The following is an 18,446-nucleotide window of genomic DNA, read 5'->3' as shown; positions in this document are numbered from 1 at the left end:
AGGTACCACTGTGACCGTGATATTGCGCACCCTCCATTTGTAATATACCATATGATAACTGCAAGCCTAACAGCCTAACCGGAGGTAATCACTTCGACTTCAAGTCAATGCGGTTCGGGATTTTTCAGATATTGGTGGTAGTCCCCCGAAATGATCTTCCCATTTCTCTGCTTGGTTTTATAAGCAGAAAATGCCCAGAGCACGTAAGAAGTGATATCCTGATAGGCATCCGATCGGATTGGAAAAAGCCCGTCTCCTTGTCTTAAGGCATTTGTGAAAAGAACCACCACCATATCGTCAGGACACTTCATCCAAACACTTCTGAAACCTTTCGGGTTACCGGCGCCGATGTTGTCATACCACCAGCCATCATGATAACTGAATTTCCCTTCCGGTGTAATAGCGCTGTAACTGGCCAAACCAGCGGTCAGGACCGAATCCTTCAATGCGGCCTCAATGATATCGGTTTCACTGCCAAAAAGTTTCGCGTACACCTTACCCGCATCATTGGCGGAGAGATAAAAACCATATCCGCCCGTCACATCGTTAAAGCTACCCGGGTCGAATCCGTATTCCCCGGTATAAGGATGATTATAGCCAAAAGTGGGGATTGGACTCGAGTTGCTGAGCGGCTCAGCAGAAATGACGCCCGCTTTTTCCAGTATGTTTTCACGAACATATTTCTCATACTGCTTGCTGGTCTGTTCATTATCCTTTGTATCGTCACCCGTAAACTGATATCCGCTTATGGCTGGGAGAAGTACGCGAAACAGCCCAAAGTTTGCATTCTGGTAGCAGAACATATGCCTGTTTTCCGCTTTCACTCCTTTTTCGATGAGTGCTTTGAGTCCGTACCAATAATTCTCGGAGTAAGAACCATTCCGGCAATCATCGCCTAAACCAATGATTCCGCTCTGGTGCGTAAGCAGGTCACGAAAAGTGATCTGATCAATATTTTCACCCTTAGGCCAGGATTGCGGCAGATATTTAATGATCTTATCAGTAGTCCTGACTCCCTTTTCTCTCGCAAGTTTCAGGAATGAGACAGCCGTAAGTGTTTTCGTCATGCTTGCGATCTGCATTTTCGAATCCAGCGAAACAGGCTTATCTCCGCCCACCTCAAGAACTCTAGCCTGCAGGCCTCCATAACCTGACCCCAGTACCTCATTCTTTTTATAAACAATAAAGCTATACCCGAATCCCCGGTCTTTTAAAGAGTCGTTAAGGATTTTGACAAACCGCAGGGCAGGATCTTCTGAGGGCTGAACGGGATCTTTGTCCTTTTTACATGCCCAAATGAATGCCAGGAATAAGATCCCCGACAAAGCGAAGTTGAAGGCCTTTCTTAGTTTTGGTAAAGTGTGTGGCATAACTTGATTTATTAACACAAACTAAACAATGAATAGTCGGATTGTTGTTGAAAGGGGTATTATACTTGTTTGAACTTTCCAAAAATACCATGTCCTGCATTCTAAAGATATATGCTAAACCTGCATTCATTGTTTTTCTACTAGTCAACTCCTGCCTGCCTCTTTATTCACAGCAAAACAAAGCTTATCCACCCTCAACATTTCCCGACCGGGTTATTCTGGGATACAAGGGCGATCCTGCAACTTCGCAGGCCGTCAACTGGCGCACAGACTCGACCGTAAGAGAGTCAGTTGGCGCAATTCATGAGGCCGACCCGTCGCCTGACTTCCCAGCCAAAGCATCCGTTGTGAAAGCACTCAGCCAGCCAATTATCCTGGATGGTAAATCGGTGATATACCATGAAGTCAATTTTACCGGACTTAAACCTGCAACGCAATATGTTTACCGGGTTGGAAACGGGACACAATGGAGTGAATGGTTTCATTTCAAAACGGCTTCCGACAAACCTGAGCCCCTGTCATTTCTCTATTTCGGCGATGCACAGAACGACATTCGTTCGCTCTGGTCGCGGGCGATCCGAGGTGCGTATTCCACCCTGCCAAAGGCTAATTTCCTGATACATGCGGGTGATCTTATTAATAACTCCAATACAGACTTTCAATGGGGCGAATGGTTTGAGGCCGGTGGCTGGGTCAACGGAATGATACCAAACCTGCCTGTTCCGGGGAACCATGAATACTACAAGGAAGGCACCGTTGAAAAAGTCTCCAGGCATTGGAGACCGCAGTTTGCGCTTCCCGAAAACGGGCCGGAACATTTGCTTGAAACCGTTTACTACGTGGATTACCAGGGCAGCAGATTCATTTTCCTGAATTCGGAAGAGGCCAGCATCAGTCCAAAAGATCTGAACCTACAGGCAGAATGGTTTGAAAAAGTCGCTTCCCAAAACCCAGGCAGATGGACGGTTGTAGTGCACCACCATCCCATATATTCCACCAAACAAGGCAGGGATAACGATGAGTGGCGGGACAAAATGGAGCCGCTTTACAGAAAGCACAAAGTAGATATTGTTCTTCAGGGCCATGATCACACCTACGGAAGAGGTATCAATATGCCGGTAGGCCAAAGCAGGAAAAAGCCCGACGGGCCCATTTATGTGGTTTCTGTCAGCGGGCCGAAAATGTACGACATTGGTTTGCAAAACTGGATGGACCGGGCTGCTTCCAATACCCAATTGTATCAGGCGATTACCATTGAGCACAACAAGCTTTCATTTAAAGCATTCACCGTCAATGGAGACCTGTATGATGCTTTTGATTTAAAAAAAGATAAGAATGGCAGCAATACGCTGGTAGAACTTTCCAATAAGCTGGAAATGAAGGAGCGACTGAATTTACCGGAACGCTATGAAAAAAGCTTCAAGGAAGCCGAACTGAAAGAATATAACGACCGGTATCAGGATTATAAAAAACGGAAAGGGATTAAATAGCTCACTTCATCTGCTGGTAATAAAGCCCTGTTCGTGTCGTAATAAACAACATATCTCCATCCTTCCCGCCAAAAAGAATCGTAGTCGGTCGCTCCGGTACTTCTATCATTCGCAACTCTTTACTCGAGTGATCATACACATAAATCTGTCCGTCGGCAATGTAAACGTTACCCTCTTTGTCGACGGCAGAGCTGAATTCTCCTTTCTCAGCGAAAATTTTCGGATCCGTCAAATGCCCTTTGGGGCCGACATTGAATTGATAAGTCCTTTTCAAATATTCATCCGTTCCATAAAGGATTTTCCCTGGAAAGCCTTCAACCAGTGCATTGGAACGGGCAAGGTCGTAAACCACCGGAACGATCGTCACCCCATCCGGCGCAACCCAGCATTCGGTAAAAGTATTGGTGCTGACTTTGCTAAAATCTCCAGAATCTCTCCTGCGGTTGGACGGGTTAAGCGTTTTTTCAATTTTCGCGACTTGATCCAGGCTCGTTTTTTCCAGCAAATGAATGGTTTCCTCAGGTCTGTTCGGGTCCATCGCATAGACTAACGTTCCAAAACCACTGTTTCCCCAGCCACTAAAGGAAGTTCCTGCTGCGTCGGGAGGGTTAGGAAACGTTTCGGGTTGCCCATTTTTCAAATATCCCGCCCTGGGCACATATTTGAAAACAACCAGCAAATTATCTTTCGTATCGCAGGCCAATGAAAGCGGCTCCCACGGAAAATCCGCAATCAGACTGATCGAAACGCCTGAAACCTTATAGATCCGTCGGTTCCGGGCCTCGCTGAAATAGATATTCCCTTTACTGTCCCGGCAAATACCGTCTGCAAACTCAAACCCGTCAAACAGCTTCGTCACGGCACTCATTGGCGGCAGGATCCGCCAGCCTGCTCCTTTCAGGTAAAATCGCTGAAACTCCCAGGGGCGAATTTCCTGATCAGCTTGAATGTCATACAATGGGACCGTCGATGTATATTTGGTCTGACTGTAATGATGGACATTCAGAAACTCAATACCCGAATTGCCCCAGGAGCGGATAGAATAGGGATAAGGCGTTTTCACCCTGATCACCCGGAACATATACAAGTTGGCGAAAACCATATCCTTACAGCGTTCGAGCTCAACGGGCTTGCACTCGGAACTCTCCTTGCTTTCTTCCTCCAATTGCAAAGCATAGACTTTCCAGTTTGATACATTCTTAAATCTGATCTCATTGCGGACATGATGCTCGATGGACATGGCATAAATCCTGCCGGGCGTCGAAGTATTTGAAAAATAGGCCCCCGATGTCGCAAAAGTATTGGCCGACCAGATATTCTTAAACGTTCCGCCGCCGCCATTGGTAACCCACAAACTCCAGTATTGGCTGTCCCAGAGCAATTCGTTGTCCGTGTGTGAAGCATTTGTAATGGCGTTTGGGGCCGGTTTCTTGCGACTGATATTTCCGTGACCGCCCAGGAATTTCACATCATTCAGATAGGAATCAGCCCCGGCCATCCATTTCACCCCTACGGCCCGATTATTACTGGCAGCAGTGGAAATTCCAATCCCTGTCAATACGTTGGTACCACCTTCCGAAGATTCCAAAACCGCCTTCGGCGCTCCAAAACTTCCAAAAGATTCGGTATTATCCGCGATCTGAAATTGGGTAGCAATGGGGTTCAGTCCAATCAAAACCGTCTTCGGCTTCATTTTGATCGTTTCAGAAACCCGGTACCAACCCTGCGGCACATACACGACATCGTTTTGATCAATGGCATGCTGGATCGCCTTTGTATCGTCGGTAATGCCGTCACCCTTTGCCCCCAATGTTTTCAGATTAGCCCAGGTTCTGATATCGGGGAACTCGGGAATATCCGTTTTGGCTGGCGGTGGAAACGATTGGAGTGCCTGTATTTCCTGAGTAGTTTGGTGTATTGGTTTTGCATCAAATCCGTCGATCTGCAATCCGTGATTAAATGTTTTGACTTTATAAATCGCGCCAGCTCCCGCGACTTGCTTCCCGCTGGTTCTGTAATGCGCCAAAACCGGCACGTTACTGCAAGCAATATTCCTTAAACTGATCTGGGTATACGCATTTTCTTCATTGCTGATCATCAAAGCCGGGCCGGATATATTTTCGAACCTGCAATCTTCCATAAACAGCTTTTCGTAGTAATCCGGATTGATTTCCAAAACCGCCGGAGCGTTCTTAACAGCCATTCTGACGATCGTTAAACCCGATTCCTGAGATCTGATTGCAGCCTTGCGCTGCCCTTCAAAATAGGTATCCACCATCATAAACTGCCAGCCTGGGGATGGTTTGAATGTATAGATGCCGTAATCCCCTCCAAAAAAACGGACATCCTCCATTTCATTCCCCACGTCGAACATACCGGCTTTCCCGTTGCCAATGTGAATATCAATATGTGAGGTAAAGCTGTGCTGTGCAAAATGTGTCCGCAATGCGACCGCAAACGGGTTTCCTTCCCCAATGCGGATATCCACATTGGACATGGCACTATAAAAAGTACTGGCACCCGCGTCGGGAATTGGTTGCCCGGATCTGGGAATAGAAGAGGTAAACCAGAACATATATTTGGCCTTACCCTTATCGTCGGGATATTCCTGCTGAAAACCGGGGGCGTTATCTGCCAGCACAAATACTGGCCTTTTTTTCCCATAACCGATCACCCGCACCGCAGTAGGAATATAAATCGTCTTGCTGACCTTGTAGGTACCTTCCGGGATGAAGACAATGCCAAAATTAAAGTTTGTTTTTACTTCATTAACAGCCCTTTGCAATTCGTCAGAGACATCTGTTTTACCATCATTTGTAATTTTAAAATGTTCGGGAGTAAAATAAGTGGCGTCGGAGTCGTCCAATCTTTGTTGGTAAAAAGATCTGCTCTCCTCAGGCATGTCGGTGCCCCTTTTCTTTTGAGAAAAGACGCCATAAGGCATCCAAAGAACCAGGAAAGCCAAGCCGATTTGCTTTGAAAAATTCATTCGATTATTTCTTTGCGGCCCAAAAAATCGCGTTTTTGAACAAAGTCTTATACTCAGTGCTCTCAAATAAAACCGGCGAATGTCCCATGAAAATATAAATGTTCTTCGCCTTCATTTTCGGATTGGACCAGATCACAGGGTGATCTCCCATTTTGATTTTGGAATCGGGCGAATAAGTGGATTCGTCTACACTTGCGATGACCTCCACATGGGGTCTGGGACTTTTGTCGTAGATATACCACTCCTCTTTTTTGACCAGGAAAGAAGCTGGTAACCCTTTCATGACAGGGTGTTTACGGTTTTCCACCTTGACGGTCGCAGCTGCAAAATCGGCAATGTAGTTTTTATAACGGATACCTCCCATAAAATCCGAAAACCATGGCCATATCTTGTAACCATCAAATTCTCCCAATAAAGTGGCGTGGTGAAAGCCAATCCAGCCGCCTTTTCCCTCAGTGATATATTTTTCGAACGCGGAGACAGCCTCGGGCTTCCAGGCATATGGGACATAATCCAACTGGATAATCAGCTGATATTTAGACAAATACTCATCATTGATCGGATCTGTATTTTCGATATAATCAATGGTGAAATTGTTTTTGCCCGCCAGCGAATCCAGCCAAACCCTCGCAACTTTGGAGTAGGCAATATGGTGACCGCCAGGCTCGGCCATGGCCAACACCCTGAATGCCGGCGCTTTGGATTGCGCTGCTAGTTGGAAACAGCTGAGAAAAAGTAACGCAGTAAGCAAATAAGCCGACAGTGTCCGAAACAAGTTTTTCATGATTTTCAGGAGTTTAGGGAATAAGGTAACGCGCTATTTTAGCACTGGCAAAAGTATGTTGCTGCTGTTTTTGGAATCGTGGTAAATTGTGATTTTTGACGTTTGGAAATCGCTTTCACTGGCCTCGAAAATATTGACGAATTTCTGAGGGTTACGGTCCACCAATGGAAACCAGCTGCTTTGGATCTGCACCATGACTTTGTGCCCTTTCTTGAAAGTATGGGCAATTTCATTGAGCTTAACCGTCACTTTTTCGACTTTGCCCTTTACAAACGGTTCAGGTTTGGAAAAACTATTTCTGAATTTTCCCCGTAAAACTTCCGCCCTCACCATTTGCTGGTAACCGCTCATCTGGACAGGCCTATCCCCTTCTTTCGCTCCTGGCACATTGGTATTTGCAGGCCAGACATCGATTACTTTCACAATAAAATCAGCATCCGAGCCAGTCATCGATACCAACAGGTTGGCAACAATTTCTCCTGTCAAAGTCAGATCTTCCGTCAGCGAATCCGTTTGAAAACTCAATACATCCGGTCTTCTCGACGCAAACCGCTGGTCCTCGGCCATATATTCATTGTTTCGGTGTCCGCTGATGGTGCTGGTATACGGAACAGGTTTGGAGGGATCACTTTCATATTCCGAAACGCTTGTGGAAGAAGTTGGTTTCGCAGTGGACAGCTTTCCTTTTGAATGCAGATAGTACGAAGTCGGCTGGCTATTTCTCGGGGGCCAGACGTCATAGTTCTTCCATTTATTAGAACCCGTTTCAAAAACCGTCACTTCCGGCAGATCGAAACTACCCTTTCCTTTGAGGTAAAAATTAAAGAATTTCGTCTCGATCTCTTCCCGGTAATATTTGTTCACATCCTCCCCAAAATGGTATTGCGCAAAGGATTTCCAGCTTGGCCCCGCCCAGCCACCGTGCGTCCACGGACCCATGACGAGCCTGTTGTTATTCCCCGGACTTTGCTTTTCAATTGCCGCATAAGTTTTTAACGCACCGTATAAATCCTCTGCATCGAACCAGCCGCCTACTACTAAAACAGCCGGCTTAATGTTCTTCAAATGGTTTTTGATGTTTCGCGATTGCCAGAAATCATCGTAAACCGGATGTGCGGTAGTTTGTCTCCAGATACTGTTCGCATCGGAAAAATAGGGTGCCGCATTGGATTTTTTCAACGGGCCAAAGTCAAGAAAATATTGGTAAGCGTCGCTGAAATTAGCTTGAAAATGATCTTTGTAGTTTTGTCCATCCGCGCTTTTCGGGCCGTCGAAGCCGCTGTAAAAGCCGAAATTATCCATCAGAAAAAAGGCACCGTTGTGGTAACAATCGTCCCCAATGAACTCGTCGGACATCGGAGCCTGTGGAGAAACCGCGACCAAAGCGGGATGCGCGTCGGGCAATCCGGCCGAGGAATAGTATCCGGGAAAGGAAATGCCCGATTGGCCCACCTTACCATTGTTTTTTGTGTTTTTCAAAAGCCACTCAACGGTGTCGTACGTATCGCTGGATTCGTCCACATCCTTATTATTCTTCTTATTGTCGATCGCTGGCGTCATCTCCCTGAAATTGCCCTCGCTTTTGTAACGTCCGCGGGCATCCTGATACACAAAAATGTATTTCTCGCGCATCAATAACGCATTCGGGCCGAGACTTCTGCGATAATTATTTTCACCATATGGCCGAACTGAATAAGGTGTTCGCTGCATCAGGATCGGATAAGTCTGCGCGGAATCCTTGGGCGTGTAGATCGCGGTAAAAAGTTTGATACCATCCCGCATCGTAATATATACCTCTGTTTTCTTGTAATTACTGCGCACAAAGCCTGTATCGGGAAGCGCGGTGTTTTGCGCATTGGAAACGATCACGGTTAACACAAGCAAGCAGCTCAGGAAACTTATTTTCATAGCAGACGATTGATGGATAAAATATGCTTACCAAAAATACAGAAGAAAGTGCTTGGTAAAGGCAAAACTTTTTACCTTCCAAGCAAATTGGCTTTTACGGCAATTGATGAAACGACTTAAAAAAATCCTCATGATATTCTTTGTTATACTGGCTTTGCTGGTAATCGGCGTGGTGTTATTTATGCGACAACCCCAATTTGGAAGACAACCCTCAGGTGCCCGTTTGGAAAGGATCAGGCAATCACCGAATTACCGCGACGATAAATTTCAAAATGAAAGTTTCACGCCCGATCTGGCTGAGGGATCGAGTTACCTGAAAGTGATAACCAAGTTCTTCTTTGGCAAAAGTAAATACAACATTCCCAGCGCCACCATTCCGTCTCAGAAAACCGACCTGCTGCATTTAAATCCCAATGAAAATGTGCTGGTATGGTTCGGGCATTCCTCCTATTTCATGCAGATCGACGGCAAAAAGTTTCTGGTAGATCCCGTTTTCAGTGGCAGCGCCTCGCCCATAAGTTTCACGACACCCAGCTTCAAAGGAGCCGACGTTTATGCAGTGGAGGACTTTCCTGATATCGACTATTTCCTGATTTCTCATGATCACTACGATCATTTGGATTATGAAACCATTGTAAAGCTCAAATCAAAAGTGAAGAAGGTAATCACGGGCCTTGGCACCGGCGAACATTTCGAATACTGGGGTTATGATCCGTCCGTGATCGTCGAAAACGATTGGAACCAGACAGTGGAACTTGGAGAGGGTTTCAAAATTACAGCAACACCTGCGAGGCATTTTTCAGGCCGCCAGTTCAGCCGTAATAAGGCGCTGTGGGTCTCAATGGTATTGCAAACGCCAACAAAGAAAATCTTCGTCGGCGGAGATTCAGGCTATGATGCCCATTTCAAAAAAATCGGTGAAAAATACGGCCCGTTTGATCTTGCATTGCTGGAATGCGGGCAGTATAATGAAGCCTGGAAGTACATTCACATGATGCCCGAAGAAACCGTAACTGCCGCCAAGGAACTCAAAGCCAGCAAATTAATGCCAGTCCATTGGGCCAAATTCTCCCTCGCCCTCCACGACTGGAACGAGCCCATCCAAAGAGCTGCAATTGAAGCCAAAAAGCAAAATATGCCCCTGGTAACCCCGCTGATCGGGCAGAAAGTGGATTTAAATTCTCCTCAACAATTCCCTGAGTGGTGGAAGGAGAAGGCGCTGCAGCATCCCTGACATCCGGCTTTTCTATCGTTCATTTGTTGCAAATACTCCACGCTATCCAACAAAGACAAAATTTCTCCTATTCGTTCCGGCAAATGAGGCGCCGACATTTTGGGGAGGCATTTTGAAAACAAAAAAACCGCCCTTAGCAAGAGCGGTTTTGAAGATTACATACAACCTATAATATCAATTTATTTTTGCAAAGCGCAACTTGGAAACCTCACCGCCATGCGCGACTTTGATGAAGTAATGTCCGTTGCTCAGTTTCTTCACATTGATGCGATGGACATTCTTCCCCTCGGTGATCTGGATTTCGGAAGTTCCTACCTCTTTACCCGATACATCGAAAATCGTAACCCGGGAAACGCCGGATGTGCGGGAAGAAAACTGAATGTCCACATAGTCCTGAGCCGGATTTGGCGCCAAAACTTTTCCGGTAATTACCCCGGGATTAATCGAAATGATCTTGCTTTTTGTAAAAGTGCCGTCGATATCGATTTGCTTCAATTGGTAATAATTGATGCCCAGCAACGGCTTTTCATCCAAAAAGTGATAAGTGCCAGTCCTTTGGTCCGTCAACGATACTTTCCCCAGTGTCTCGGCATTTTTCAGCTGGTCGTCATAACGAAGCACTTCGAATTCTTTTCCATCTTGTTCAGAAACTACTTCCCAGGACAGCTCCACGCCTTTTTCGACGATAGTTCCTGCAAAGTTTGCGATATAAATCGGCAAAGGCTGCCCTACTGCAAACCGGGCCGATGTCACAGCGGACTTGCAATTCCCTCCCTGGATCTCAAGCGTGTAATCGCCTTTCGGCAAAGTTTCAAACTCAATAGCCGGGGTACTGGACTGTGGCGAAATGCGGTTCTGACGCATCGGCGTGGTGCCTTGCATGATTTTCCAGTCAATAGCGGTAACAGCAAGTCCATCAAACTGGAACGTCAGGCCTGTTTCGCCGGAAGTAGGAATCGAACCCAAAGTAGGGCCTTTCACACAGGCAGAACGGGTGTCGGTACCCGAAACGGTGAAATTTTTGGTGACTTTCGCCGCTTTACAATCCACAGGTGTCAATTCAAAAGTGTAGGTCTTATTGTTCAGGTAATTGTAAGTTAAAGGCGTTGAATTGGAACTAAGAACTCCTGTTTTTCCACTTGCCACGGCATAAGTACCGTCCAAAATCCTCCATGAGAAGACATGCAGGTTGGTTCCGGCAAAATTAACAGTAAGGCTGCTCGGGGTAGGACTGTTGATAGACGATATCGAGGGACCGTTTTGACAATCAGGAGTCCCTGCAACCGGAGGGGTTACCGTAAAGTTGGCTTTGCTTACAACAGATGTACAATTTCCACCTTCTATTTCCAGGGAATATGTGCCGCCAGCCAGTGTGGTGAAGCTGATGTCTACGGTTTTAGCGCTACCCAAATCGCCCGTTGTGCCATTCTTAACATCGGCCACGCCGGATTTAATTCTCCATTTGATGGTACTCACTCCGCTTCCGGTGAAAGTAAATCTCAAACCCGTTTGCGAGATATTGGAAATGACGCCCAATGTAGGACCAGATGAGCAATTCGGTATTGGGCTTGAAACGGTAAACGTCTTTTCGCTTACCGCAGAAGTACAATCACCTCCTTCGATAGCGAGCTTATAAGTCCCTGGCGAAAGCGAGCCAAAAGTCAGGTTAACCTGTGCGCTGGTCAGTTGCGGTGTTGTCCCACTGGCAACAGTAGTGGTTCCTGAAAGAATTTTCCATTTGATCGTACTCACGCCAAGTCCATCAAAACTGAACTGCAGACCAGTTGCCGTAATGTTTGTGACGGCTCCCAGAGTCGGCCCTGAAATACAGTTTGCAACAGGAGGTACTGGCACTGTAAAGTTCTTTTCGCTGAGAGCGGACACACAATTTCCACCTTCAATTGTAAGCTTGTAAGTGCCCGGTGAAAGGGAATTGAAGGTTAAGTCCACCGTGGTGGTGCTCAGATTTCCCGTTGTGCCGCTTGCAACGGTATTTGTTCCGGAAAGTATTTTCCATTTGATCGTACTCACACCGCTTCCGGAGAAAGTAAATCTCAAACTGGTTTGCGAGATATTGGAAATGGTGCCTACTGTAGGGCCAGATGAGCAGTTTGGGGTAGTACCTGGAACGGTAAACGTCTTTTCGCTTACCGCAGAAGTACAGTCACCTCCTTCGATAGCGAGTTTATAAGTCCCGGGCGAAAGCGAGCCAAAAGTCAGGGTAACCTGGGCGCTGGTCAATTGTGGTGTTGTCCCGTTGGCAACAGTAGTGGTTCCTGAAAGAATTTTCCATTTAATGTTATTCACGCCAAGTCCATCAAAACTGAACTGTAGACCAGTTGCCGTAATGTTTGTAACGGCTCCCAGAGTCGGCCCTGAAATACAGTTCCCGATCGGGGGAACCGGTACTGTGAAGTTCATTTCACTCGCCCCGGAGATACAATTGTTACCCTCGATCACCAGTTTGTAATTTCCTGGTGAAACCGAGCTAAAACTCAGATTGACCGTCGTGCCACTCAGGGTTCCAGTTGTATTGCTGGCGACAGTGTTGGCCCCGGAAAGGATTTTCCACTTGATAGAAGTCACTCCGCTACCTTCATAAGTAAACCGCAGACTGGTTTGGTTTACGTTCGTAATCGTTTTCAGAGTAGGGCCGGATGTACAGGGTGTTTCAGCAACTGGCGTGGCAGGTTTGGGTACGATAGGCCAGAAACAGCCATCAACCATCTCTTCGGTTAAAACGCCTTCCCATTTATTGGCTAACTTGCTGTAGGTGTTTGCATGCCGGATTGTAAATTTCAAAAGACTCATGTCGTAAAAGTCGTCACGGGTGTCATTTTCCCCTTGTTTGATAGCGACACGAAGCATGCCGTTCACATACCTTATAGACTGATAAGTGTTACCTTCACTGCCGACAAAAGTTCCTAGAAAGTCCCGATCCGGCATTATAATGCCTTTACAGGTTATTTGGCCATCACTCGTTTTTCCCAATAAAGGATTTGGCACTGTACTCGGGTCGACAGGATTCACACAGTTTGCAATTGTAGCCCCGTCGACAGGATTGTCTTTAAAAGCCCCTGTGTCCAGGTAATAAAGAATCCAGATGTTGGAAGCCACCTCGCCATTCCAGTTGAGGTAAATCCGGTTATCCTGTAAACGCACGCGAACTTGTTTTCCGTCGCCGGTACTCCCAAGATATTGATCTTGTTCCCAGGTCCTGCCCCCGCATGTTACTTTGCTGGCCAATGGTGCAGGGCTTGCCATTAGTGCTTTAGGAGCAATTGTAAACGGTTTGTCAGGTGAATCTGTGTAAGGATTTTTAATGGTGTAAGAGTGATTTAAATCTGCGCCTCCGTTGTTTTGGATAAGCACGCTGTCGGTAACCATTGGAGCGCTGCGACCAGCTTCGTTGGGAGCAGCAGCCAGGGGGCCGGCTATTCCTCCCACGAATAACATTTTCAGTAAAAAATTCATAGAGTGTACAAATTAGTGGGCAATAAATTATGGGTTATGATGTAGTATTATTGTAACTTATTCTATACTATATATCAAATGTACTACAAGTAGATATAAATTTTTCGTCTAACAATAGAATAATATTGTTTTGCCATTAATTTCGAAAGTTAATTCGCCAATAAGGCTGAAAATGAGGGAAGTAAAAAAACAAAAAACCACTCCGAAGACAGAGTGGTTTTGTAATGATTGAAAGTGCTTTCTTCGCACGGTTTTGTGACCCATAGGGGAATCGAACCCCTGTTTCAACCGTGAAAGGGTCGTGTCCTAACCGCTAGACGAATGGGCCGACTGGTCTCCTACTTCGCGCGTTTTTTTAGCACTTTCTTTCACATTTCGCTTCCGCTTTCCGAAAACGTGGTGCAAAGATGCACGGTTGATCTTTAAATTCCAACACTGGGTCTGAAATAAAATTGATTTATTTTATTAGCCATTCATTTTCAGTGAGTTCATTTTGAAAAGTTTTTTTATCCAAATCCGTATGACATTAAATTCAGGTAACTTTCTAAATTTGGGTTTAGGAGTCCTACTAATTTGTTGCTCATGCTAAAATCTATCCGCTTTCTCCTTTTACTTGTATCGTTCAATTCAGTTTTTGCACAAAATACCACTCCCGACGAACATCTTGGGTTTCCACTGGGCTCCAAATTTGCCTTTCACAGCCAGATAATCCAATATTTCAACATCATCCAGTCGCAAAACCAGGATAGGATGAAACTAATGCAATACGGCTCCACCAATGAGGGAAGGCCGCTGATGATCGCATTTGTTTCCGCTCCGGAAAATATGGCCAAACTGAACAGCATCCGTGAGAACCACTTAAAAAGCGTTGGATTACTGCCCGGTAAACCCGACGCCTCTGTTCCTCCGATTGTTTGGCTTAGCTATAATGTCCATGGAAATGAATCTGTTTCGGCCAATACCAGCATGAAAGTGATTTACGAATTACTTAACAAGCAAAACACGCTAACGCAGGACTTTCTGAAAAACATGGTGATCATGATCGATCCATGCATTAACCCGGACGGTTATGAAAGGTATTCGCAATGGTATAACCGGGTTCAAAATGCTGTCCCGGACGTAACAACATTCGCATTGGAACATGATGAGCCATGGCCGGGAGGGCGTTTTAACCATTACCTGTTTGACCTCAATCGTGATTGGGCCTGGCAGACGCAAAAAGAGACGCAGGAACGCATTGCCTTGTATAACCAGTGGATGCCGCATTTCCATGCCGATTTCCATGAAATGGGCCCATCAAGAAGTTACTATTTTCCACCTGCTGCCAAACCCTTTCATAAAGATGTAACGCCATGGCAACGGGAATTCAACGATTTGATTGGCCAATACACCAGCAAGTATTTTGATAAAAACAATTGGGCCTATTTTACCAAATACAATTATGACCTGTTTTACCCTAGCTATGGTGATACCTGGCCGACTGTTAACGGTGCTATAGGGGTCACTTACGAACAAGGAGGTGGCGGCCGTGCGGGAGTGGGAATCAAAAGGAAGGATGAACATGATACTTTAACTCTAGGAAGTCGTATTTCCCACCACTATGCAACTACTCTCGCAACTTTGGAAGCTGTCCTCTCGCAAAAAGAGAAAATTGTTGCCGAATTTATTAAATACCACGACAATGCAGCCAAGGCACCTTCGGGAACTTTCAAAACCTATGTTGTTAAAGCAAAAGGCCACGAAGAGCGGCTCAGGTCATTTGGTGAGTGGCTTACCAAACAAGGCATCACCTATGGGATTTCCGGCAAAACTGCTTCGCTGAAAGGTACAGAGCTGATCAATTCGACAGAGGAGAGCTTTAAAATTGAAAATAACGACTTACTCATCAGCGCTTACCAGCCCAAGTCGAATTTACTGAGAGTGCTTTTTGAACCTAAACCCGTTTTAGAGGACTCGGTGACCTATGATGTGACTAGCTGGGGACTTTCCTACATTTTTGGGCTGAAAGCATATGGTTTGAAGGACAAACTGACTCCCGCAACGTACCAATCCGAAAAAATAGAAAATCCGGTACCTGGGTTTTCTCCCTATGCTTATATCGCACGATGGTCGGAAGTTGAAGATGCGGTTTTCCTGGCCGAATTACTTAAAAATGGCATTTTGGTAAAAACTTCCAATGTCCCTTTTGAAATTGCCAATGCAAAGTTTGACGCGGGAACCTTGATCATCACAAAAAAGGGAAACGAGCGTGCAGATTTTGACAAACTGGTCACTTCCATTGCAACAAAGCATTTTGTCAGACTCCTTCCCGTAAAAACCGGGATGGTTACTTCCGGTCCCGACTTTGGTGATGATCATATTGCAGCGCTGAAAACGCCGAAAGTAGTCGTGCTAAGCGGAGACGGGATCTCTCCTACCGCGTTCGGTGCGGTTTGGCATTACTTCGAGCAGCAGATCAAATATCCCGCTACGATTGTCAATGCCGCAAAGCTGTTATCTCTTCCATGGAATGAAATTGACGTCTTGATATTGCCAGACGGTAAGTACGGCGATCTGTTGGGTGAAAAACAATTAGAAGCACTGCAAAGCTGGGTGAAGACGGGCGGGAAGATCATTGCAATGGAGAGTGCGACAGATGCATTTTTAAACAAACCCGGATTTAACCTCTCTAAAAAAATGTCGGACAAGAAAAAAGATGCCGACTTCTTTAAAAAATATGGTGACCAGGAGAGGGAAGATGCAAGCGACACCTCTCCGGGGAGTATGTTCCAGCTAACCATGGACAAGACACACCCGCTTTCTTTCGGTTGCGGCGACGAGTATATTACGCTGGTTAGGGATGCCTACGAAAGAGAATATTTGAAAGACGGCTGGAACGTCGGTTATCTCACTGAGACAGGTTACAAAGCTGGGTTTGTAGGAAGCAAAATGTCGGCTAAACTCAAAAACACGCTGATACTGGGTGTACAGGAGATGGGCCGGGGACAAGTGATTTACATGATGGAAGATCCTGTTTTCCGGGCAATGCTCTATAACGGAAAGATCCTATTCAGCAACGCGGTATTCAGATAAATGGTTGATTTTGGTTGGCTGAATTGAGTTCCAGCTTTTCAGAGAGAGAAAGGGATCTGGTTACTCATTGAAAGTACCTGATCGCCAATTCATAACCTTTCAGCCCCAAGCCACAGATCATGCCTTTGGAACGGGACGTGATATAACTGTGGTGACGAAAAGTTTCCCGGGCATGAATGTTGGAAATGTGAACTTCAACGGCGGCCGTAGTCACAGATGACAAGGCGTCCGCGAGTGCAATTGACGAGTGGCTGAAACCGCCAGCGTTGATGATGATGCCGTCAAAAGTGAAGCCTACTTCGTGAATCTTATCAATTAACGCCCCCTCATGATTGGACTGATAATAGTGCAGTTCCATTTCAGGAAAAGTGCTTTTCAATATTTCGAAATAATCCTCAAATGACTGGCTGCCGTAAACGCTGGGTTCGCGTTTGCCCAAAAGATTTAAATTAGGCCCATTCAGGATCAATATCTTTTTCATTCCGGTCAATCTTTTATGAATTTATTTTTCTGTTGAATATGTGGCAAAGCTACATCAAACATTTCAAAAACTATCTGCGGCTTGAGCGTTCGCTTTCCGGTAACTCGGTAGAAGCTTATGTGCGTGATGTGGAAAAACTCCAGGAGTTCCTCGAACTCACCGGGGTCGACCTGCCACCTGCACGGATCGAAGAACAGCACTTAACCGCATTTCTGAAATACCTGTCCGAACTGGGGCTCGCTGCTCACTCTCAGGCGCGGATACTGTCGGGAATCAAGGCGTTTTTTAAGTATATGGTTCTGGAAAATGAAGTTTCCGAAGACCCCACTGAATTACTGGAATCACCCCGATTGCCGCGAAAATTACCGGATGTGCTTTCCTACGAAGAAATTGAATCAATGCTGGCGGCTATTGATCATTCTACGCCGGAGGGTACTCGAAACAGGGCGATCATTGAAGTACTTTACAGCTCTGGCTTGCGGGTTTCCGAGCTTACAGGCCTCCTGATCACACATTGCTATTTTGATATAGGCTTTTTGCGTATCCTTGGAAAGGGGGATAAAGTGCGTTTGGTTCCCATCGGAAGGGAGGCAATTAAATACACACAACTTTATCTTGAACATATCAGAGGCGAAATCACCCCCAAAAAAGATAGTGAGGATATTGTCTTCCTTAATCGGCGGGGAGGCCAGTTGACGAGGGTCATGATTTTTCTAATCATCAAAAATCTCGCCGAAAAAGCGGGGATCCATAAGAATGTGAGTCCGCATACTTTCCGGCATTCATTCGCCACTCACCTGATCGAAGGTGGTGCCAGCCTCCGGGCCGTTCAGGAGATGCTTGGACACGAGTCAATCACGACAACAGAAATTTATACCCACCTTGATCGAGATTACCTAAGACAGGTTATCACGGAGTTTCATCCGAGGGGATAGTGTCCTTTAAAAGGGAATCCAGCAAAAGCGAGTCGGCGTCGGGCGTAGCACCAGGTAAGGCGCGCTTTAGTTGCTTCGGTCTATTCCACGGAGCGGTGGTGCGGCTTGACATATCATACGATATGTACGCAAAAAGAGCCACAAACAGGATAAAAACAACGATAAAAATACGGCGGTTCTTATTTGGTTTTTGAGCCTCAGTCATCTTCTCTAACCTGCTTGGGTGTTTTATAAAGAGTGAGGTTGCCTGTTTTTGCAGATATTTCCTCCCATTTCTGATCGTCAAATTCAATAATGGCGACGCTTCCCTTCTTCATGGAGCCCAGGTTAGCACCTGACAGATACTCAGCAAAATAAGTAATGTCCGGATTATGCCCGAAAAGGATAATGCTCGAAAATTTCTCTGGAAGGCTATTTAAAGCACCGAGATAGGCCCTTGGGCCGCCATCGTAAATATTCGCCTGTGAATTGATGGAGGCAGCGCTAACCCCAAGTTCTCCTGCAATGATCTCAGCTGTTTTAAAAGCCCTGGACGCGGGACTCGAAATGAAAATATCCGGCTTGATCTCGTTTTCTGCAAGCCATTTGCCCATTGCTGCGGACTCGGCCAATCCCTTATTGTTGAGGTTACGGTCAAAATCCTTAATCCTGAAATTCTGATCTTCTGCTGTAGCGTGCCTTGCTAGAATAAGCGTTTTTTTCATTGCCT

General features: G+C 46.0%; 11 protein-coding genes and 1 tRNA gene. 4 read left to right on the top strand and 8 right to left on the bottom strand.

Translation table 11 applies throughout. The annotated features are described in order from the left end of the window. Positions 1-104 precede the first annotated feature (104 nt). Positions 105-1,370, bottom strand: coding sequence for a serine hydrolase domain-containing protein (locus tag AC1XUF_RS11225; RefSeq protein ID WP_483341879.1), 1,266 nt, complete (start codon positions 1,368-1,370; stop codon positions 105-107). A gap of 89 nt (positions 1,371-1,459) precedes the next feature. Here AC1XUF_RS11225 and AC1XUF_RS11220 point away from each other — a divergent pair, with 89 nt between their 5' ends. Further along, on the top strand, positions 1,460-2,860 hold the full coding sequence (locus AC1XUF_RS11220) for a purple acid phosphatase family protein (protein WP_483341878.1): 1,401 nt from the start codon (positions 1,460-1,462) through the stop codon (positions 2,858-2,860). 1 nt (position 2,861) lies between these two features. Here the strand turns inward: AC1XUF_RS11220 and AC1XUF_RS11215 are convergent, their stop codons facing one another. The 3 genes from AC1XUF_RS11215 to AC1XUF_RS11205 are packed head-to-tail and all read right to left on the bottom strand — an operon-like array spanning position 2,862 to position 8,541. After that, positions 2,862-5,849, bottom strand: a complete 2,988-nt coding sequence (locus tag AC1XUF_RS11215) for a glycosyl hydrolase family 28-related protein (RefSeq protein ID WP_483341877.1) — start codon at positions 5,847-5,849, stop codon at positions 2,862-2,864. Positions 5,850-5,853: 4 nt separating this feature from the next. Continuing rightward, positions 5,854-6,633: a ThuA domain-containing protein gene (locus AC1XUF_RS11210; protein ID WP_483341876.1), complete on the bottom strand. Its 780-nt coding sequence runs from the start codon at positions 6,631-6,633 to the stop codon at positions 5,854-5,856. 33 nt (positions 6,634-6,666) lie between these two features. Continuing rightward, positions 6,667-8,541 (bottom strand): CocE/NonD family hydrolase, encoded by a 1,875-nt coding sequence (locus AC1XUF_RS11205; protein WP_483341875.1) that lies wholly within the window; start codon positions 8,539-8,541, stop codon positions 6,667-6,669. A gap of 130 nt (positions 8,542-8,671) precedes the next feature. Here AC1XUF_RS11205 and AC1XUF_RS11200 point away from each other — a divergent pair, with 130 nt between their 5' ends. Further along, on the top strand, positions 8,672-9,775 hold the full coding sequence (locus AC1XUF_RS11200; protein ID WP_483341874.1) for an MBL fold metallo-hydrolase: 1,104 nt from the start codon (positions 8,672-8,674) through the stop codon (positions 9,773-9,775). Between the two features lie 174 nt (positions 9,776-9,949). On the opposite strand, the gene AC1XUF_RS11195 is transcribed toward AC1XUF_RS11200, so the two are convergent. Together AC1XUF_RS11195 and AC1XUF_RS11190 are read right to left on the bottom strand one after the other, a co-directional pair. After that, positions 9,950-13,249 (bottom strand): T9SS type A sorting domain-containing protein, encoded by a 3,300-nt coding sequence (locus AC1XUF_RS11195; RefSeq protein WP_483341873.1) that lies wholly within the window; start codon positions 13,247-13,249, stop codon positions 9,950-9,952. Between the two features lie 256 nt (positions 13,250-13,505). Beyond that, positions 13,506-13,577: transfer RNA gene (locus AC1XUF_RS11190), tRNA-Glu, on the bottom strand. Positions 13,578-13,831: 254 nt separating this feature from the next. Here AC1XUF_RS11190 and AC1XUF_RS11185 point away from each other — a divergent pair. Further along, entirely contained in the window at positions 13,832-16,321 is a 2,490-nt protein-coding gene (locus AC1XUF_RS11185) for a M14 family zinc carboxypeptidase (RefSeq protein WP_483341872.1), read from the top strand. A 64-nt stretch (positions 16,322-16,385) separates the two neighbouring features. Here AC1XUF_RS11185 and aroQ read toward each other — a convergent pair whose 3' ends face one another. Next, positions 16,386-16,802: a type II 3-dehydroquinate dehydratase gene (gene aroQ, locus AC1XUF_RS11180; protein ID WP_483341871.1), complete on the bottom strand. Its 417-nt coding sequence runs from the start codon at positions 16,800-16,802 to the stop codon at positions 16,386-16,388. Between the two features lie 38 nt (positions 16,803-16,840). Here aroQ and xerD point away from each other — a divergent pair, with 38 nt between their 5' ends. Continuing rightward, positions 16,841-17,737, top strand: coding sequence for a site-specific tyrosine recombinase XerD (xerD, locus tag AC1XUF_RS11175; protein WP_483341870.1), 897 nt, complete (start codon positions 16,841-16,843; stop codon positions 17,735-17,737). Between the two features lie 197 nt (positions 17,738-17,934). On the opposite strand, the gene AC1XUF_RS11170 is transcribed toward xerD, so the two are convergent. Next, positions 17,935-18,441: a SixA phosphatase family protein gene (locus AC1XUF_RS11170; protein ID WP_483341869.1), complete on the bottom strand. Its 507-nt coding sequence runs from the start codon at positions 18,439-18,441 to the stop codon at positions 17,935-17,937. Positions 18,442-18,446 lie beyond the last annotated feature (5 nt).

Source organism: Dyadobacter sp. HNCC25DJ185 (genome assembly GCF_056895195.1).
Note: the sequence above shows the minus strand (reverse complement) of the source record. Positions and strands in the feature narration are given on the sequence as shown.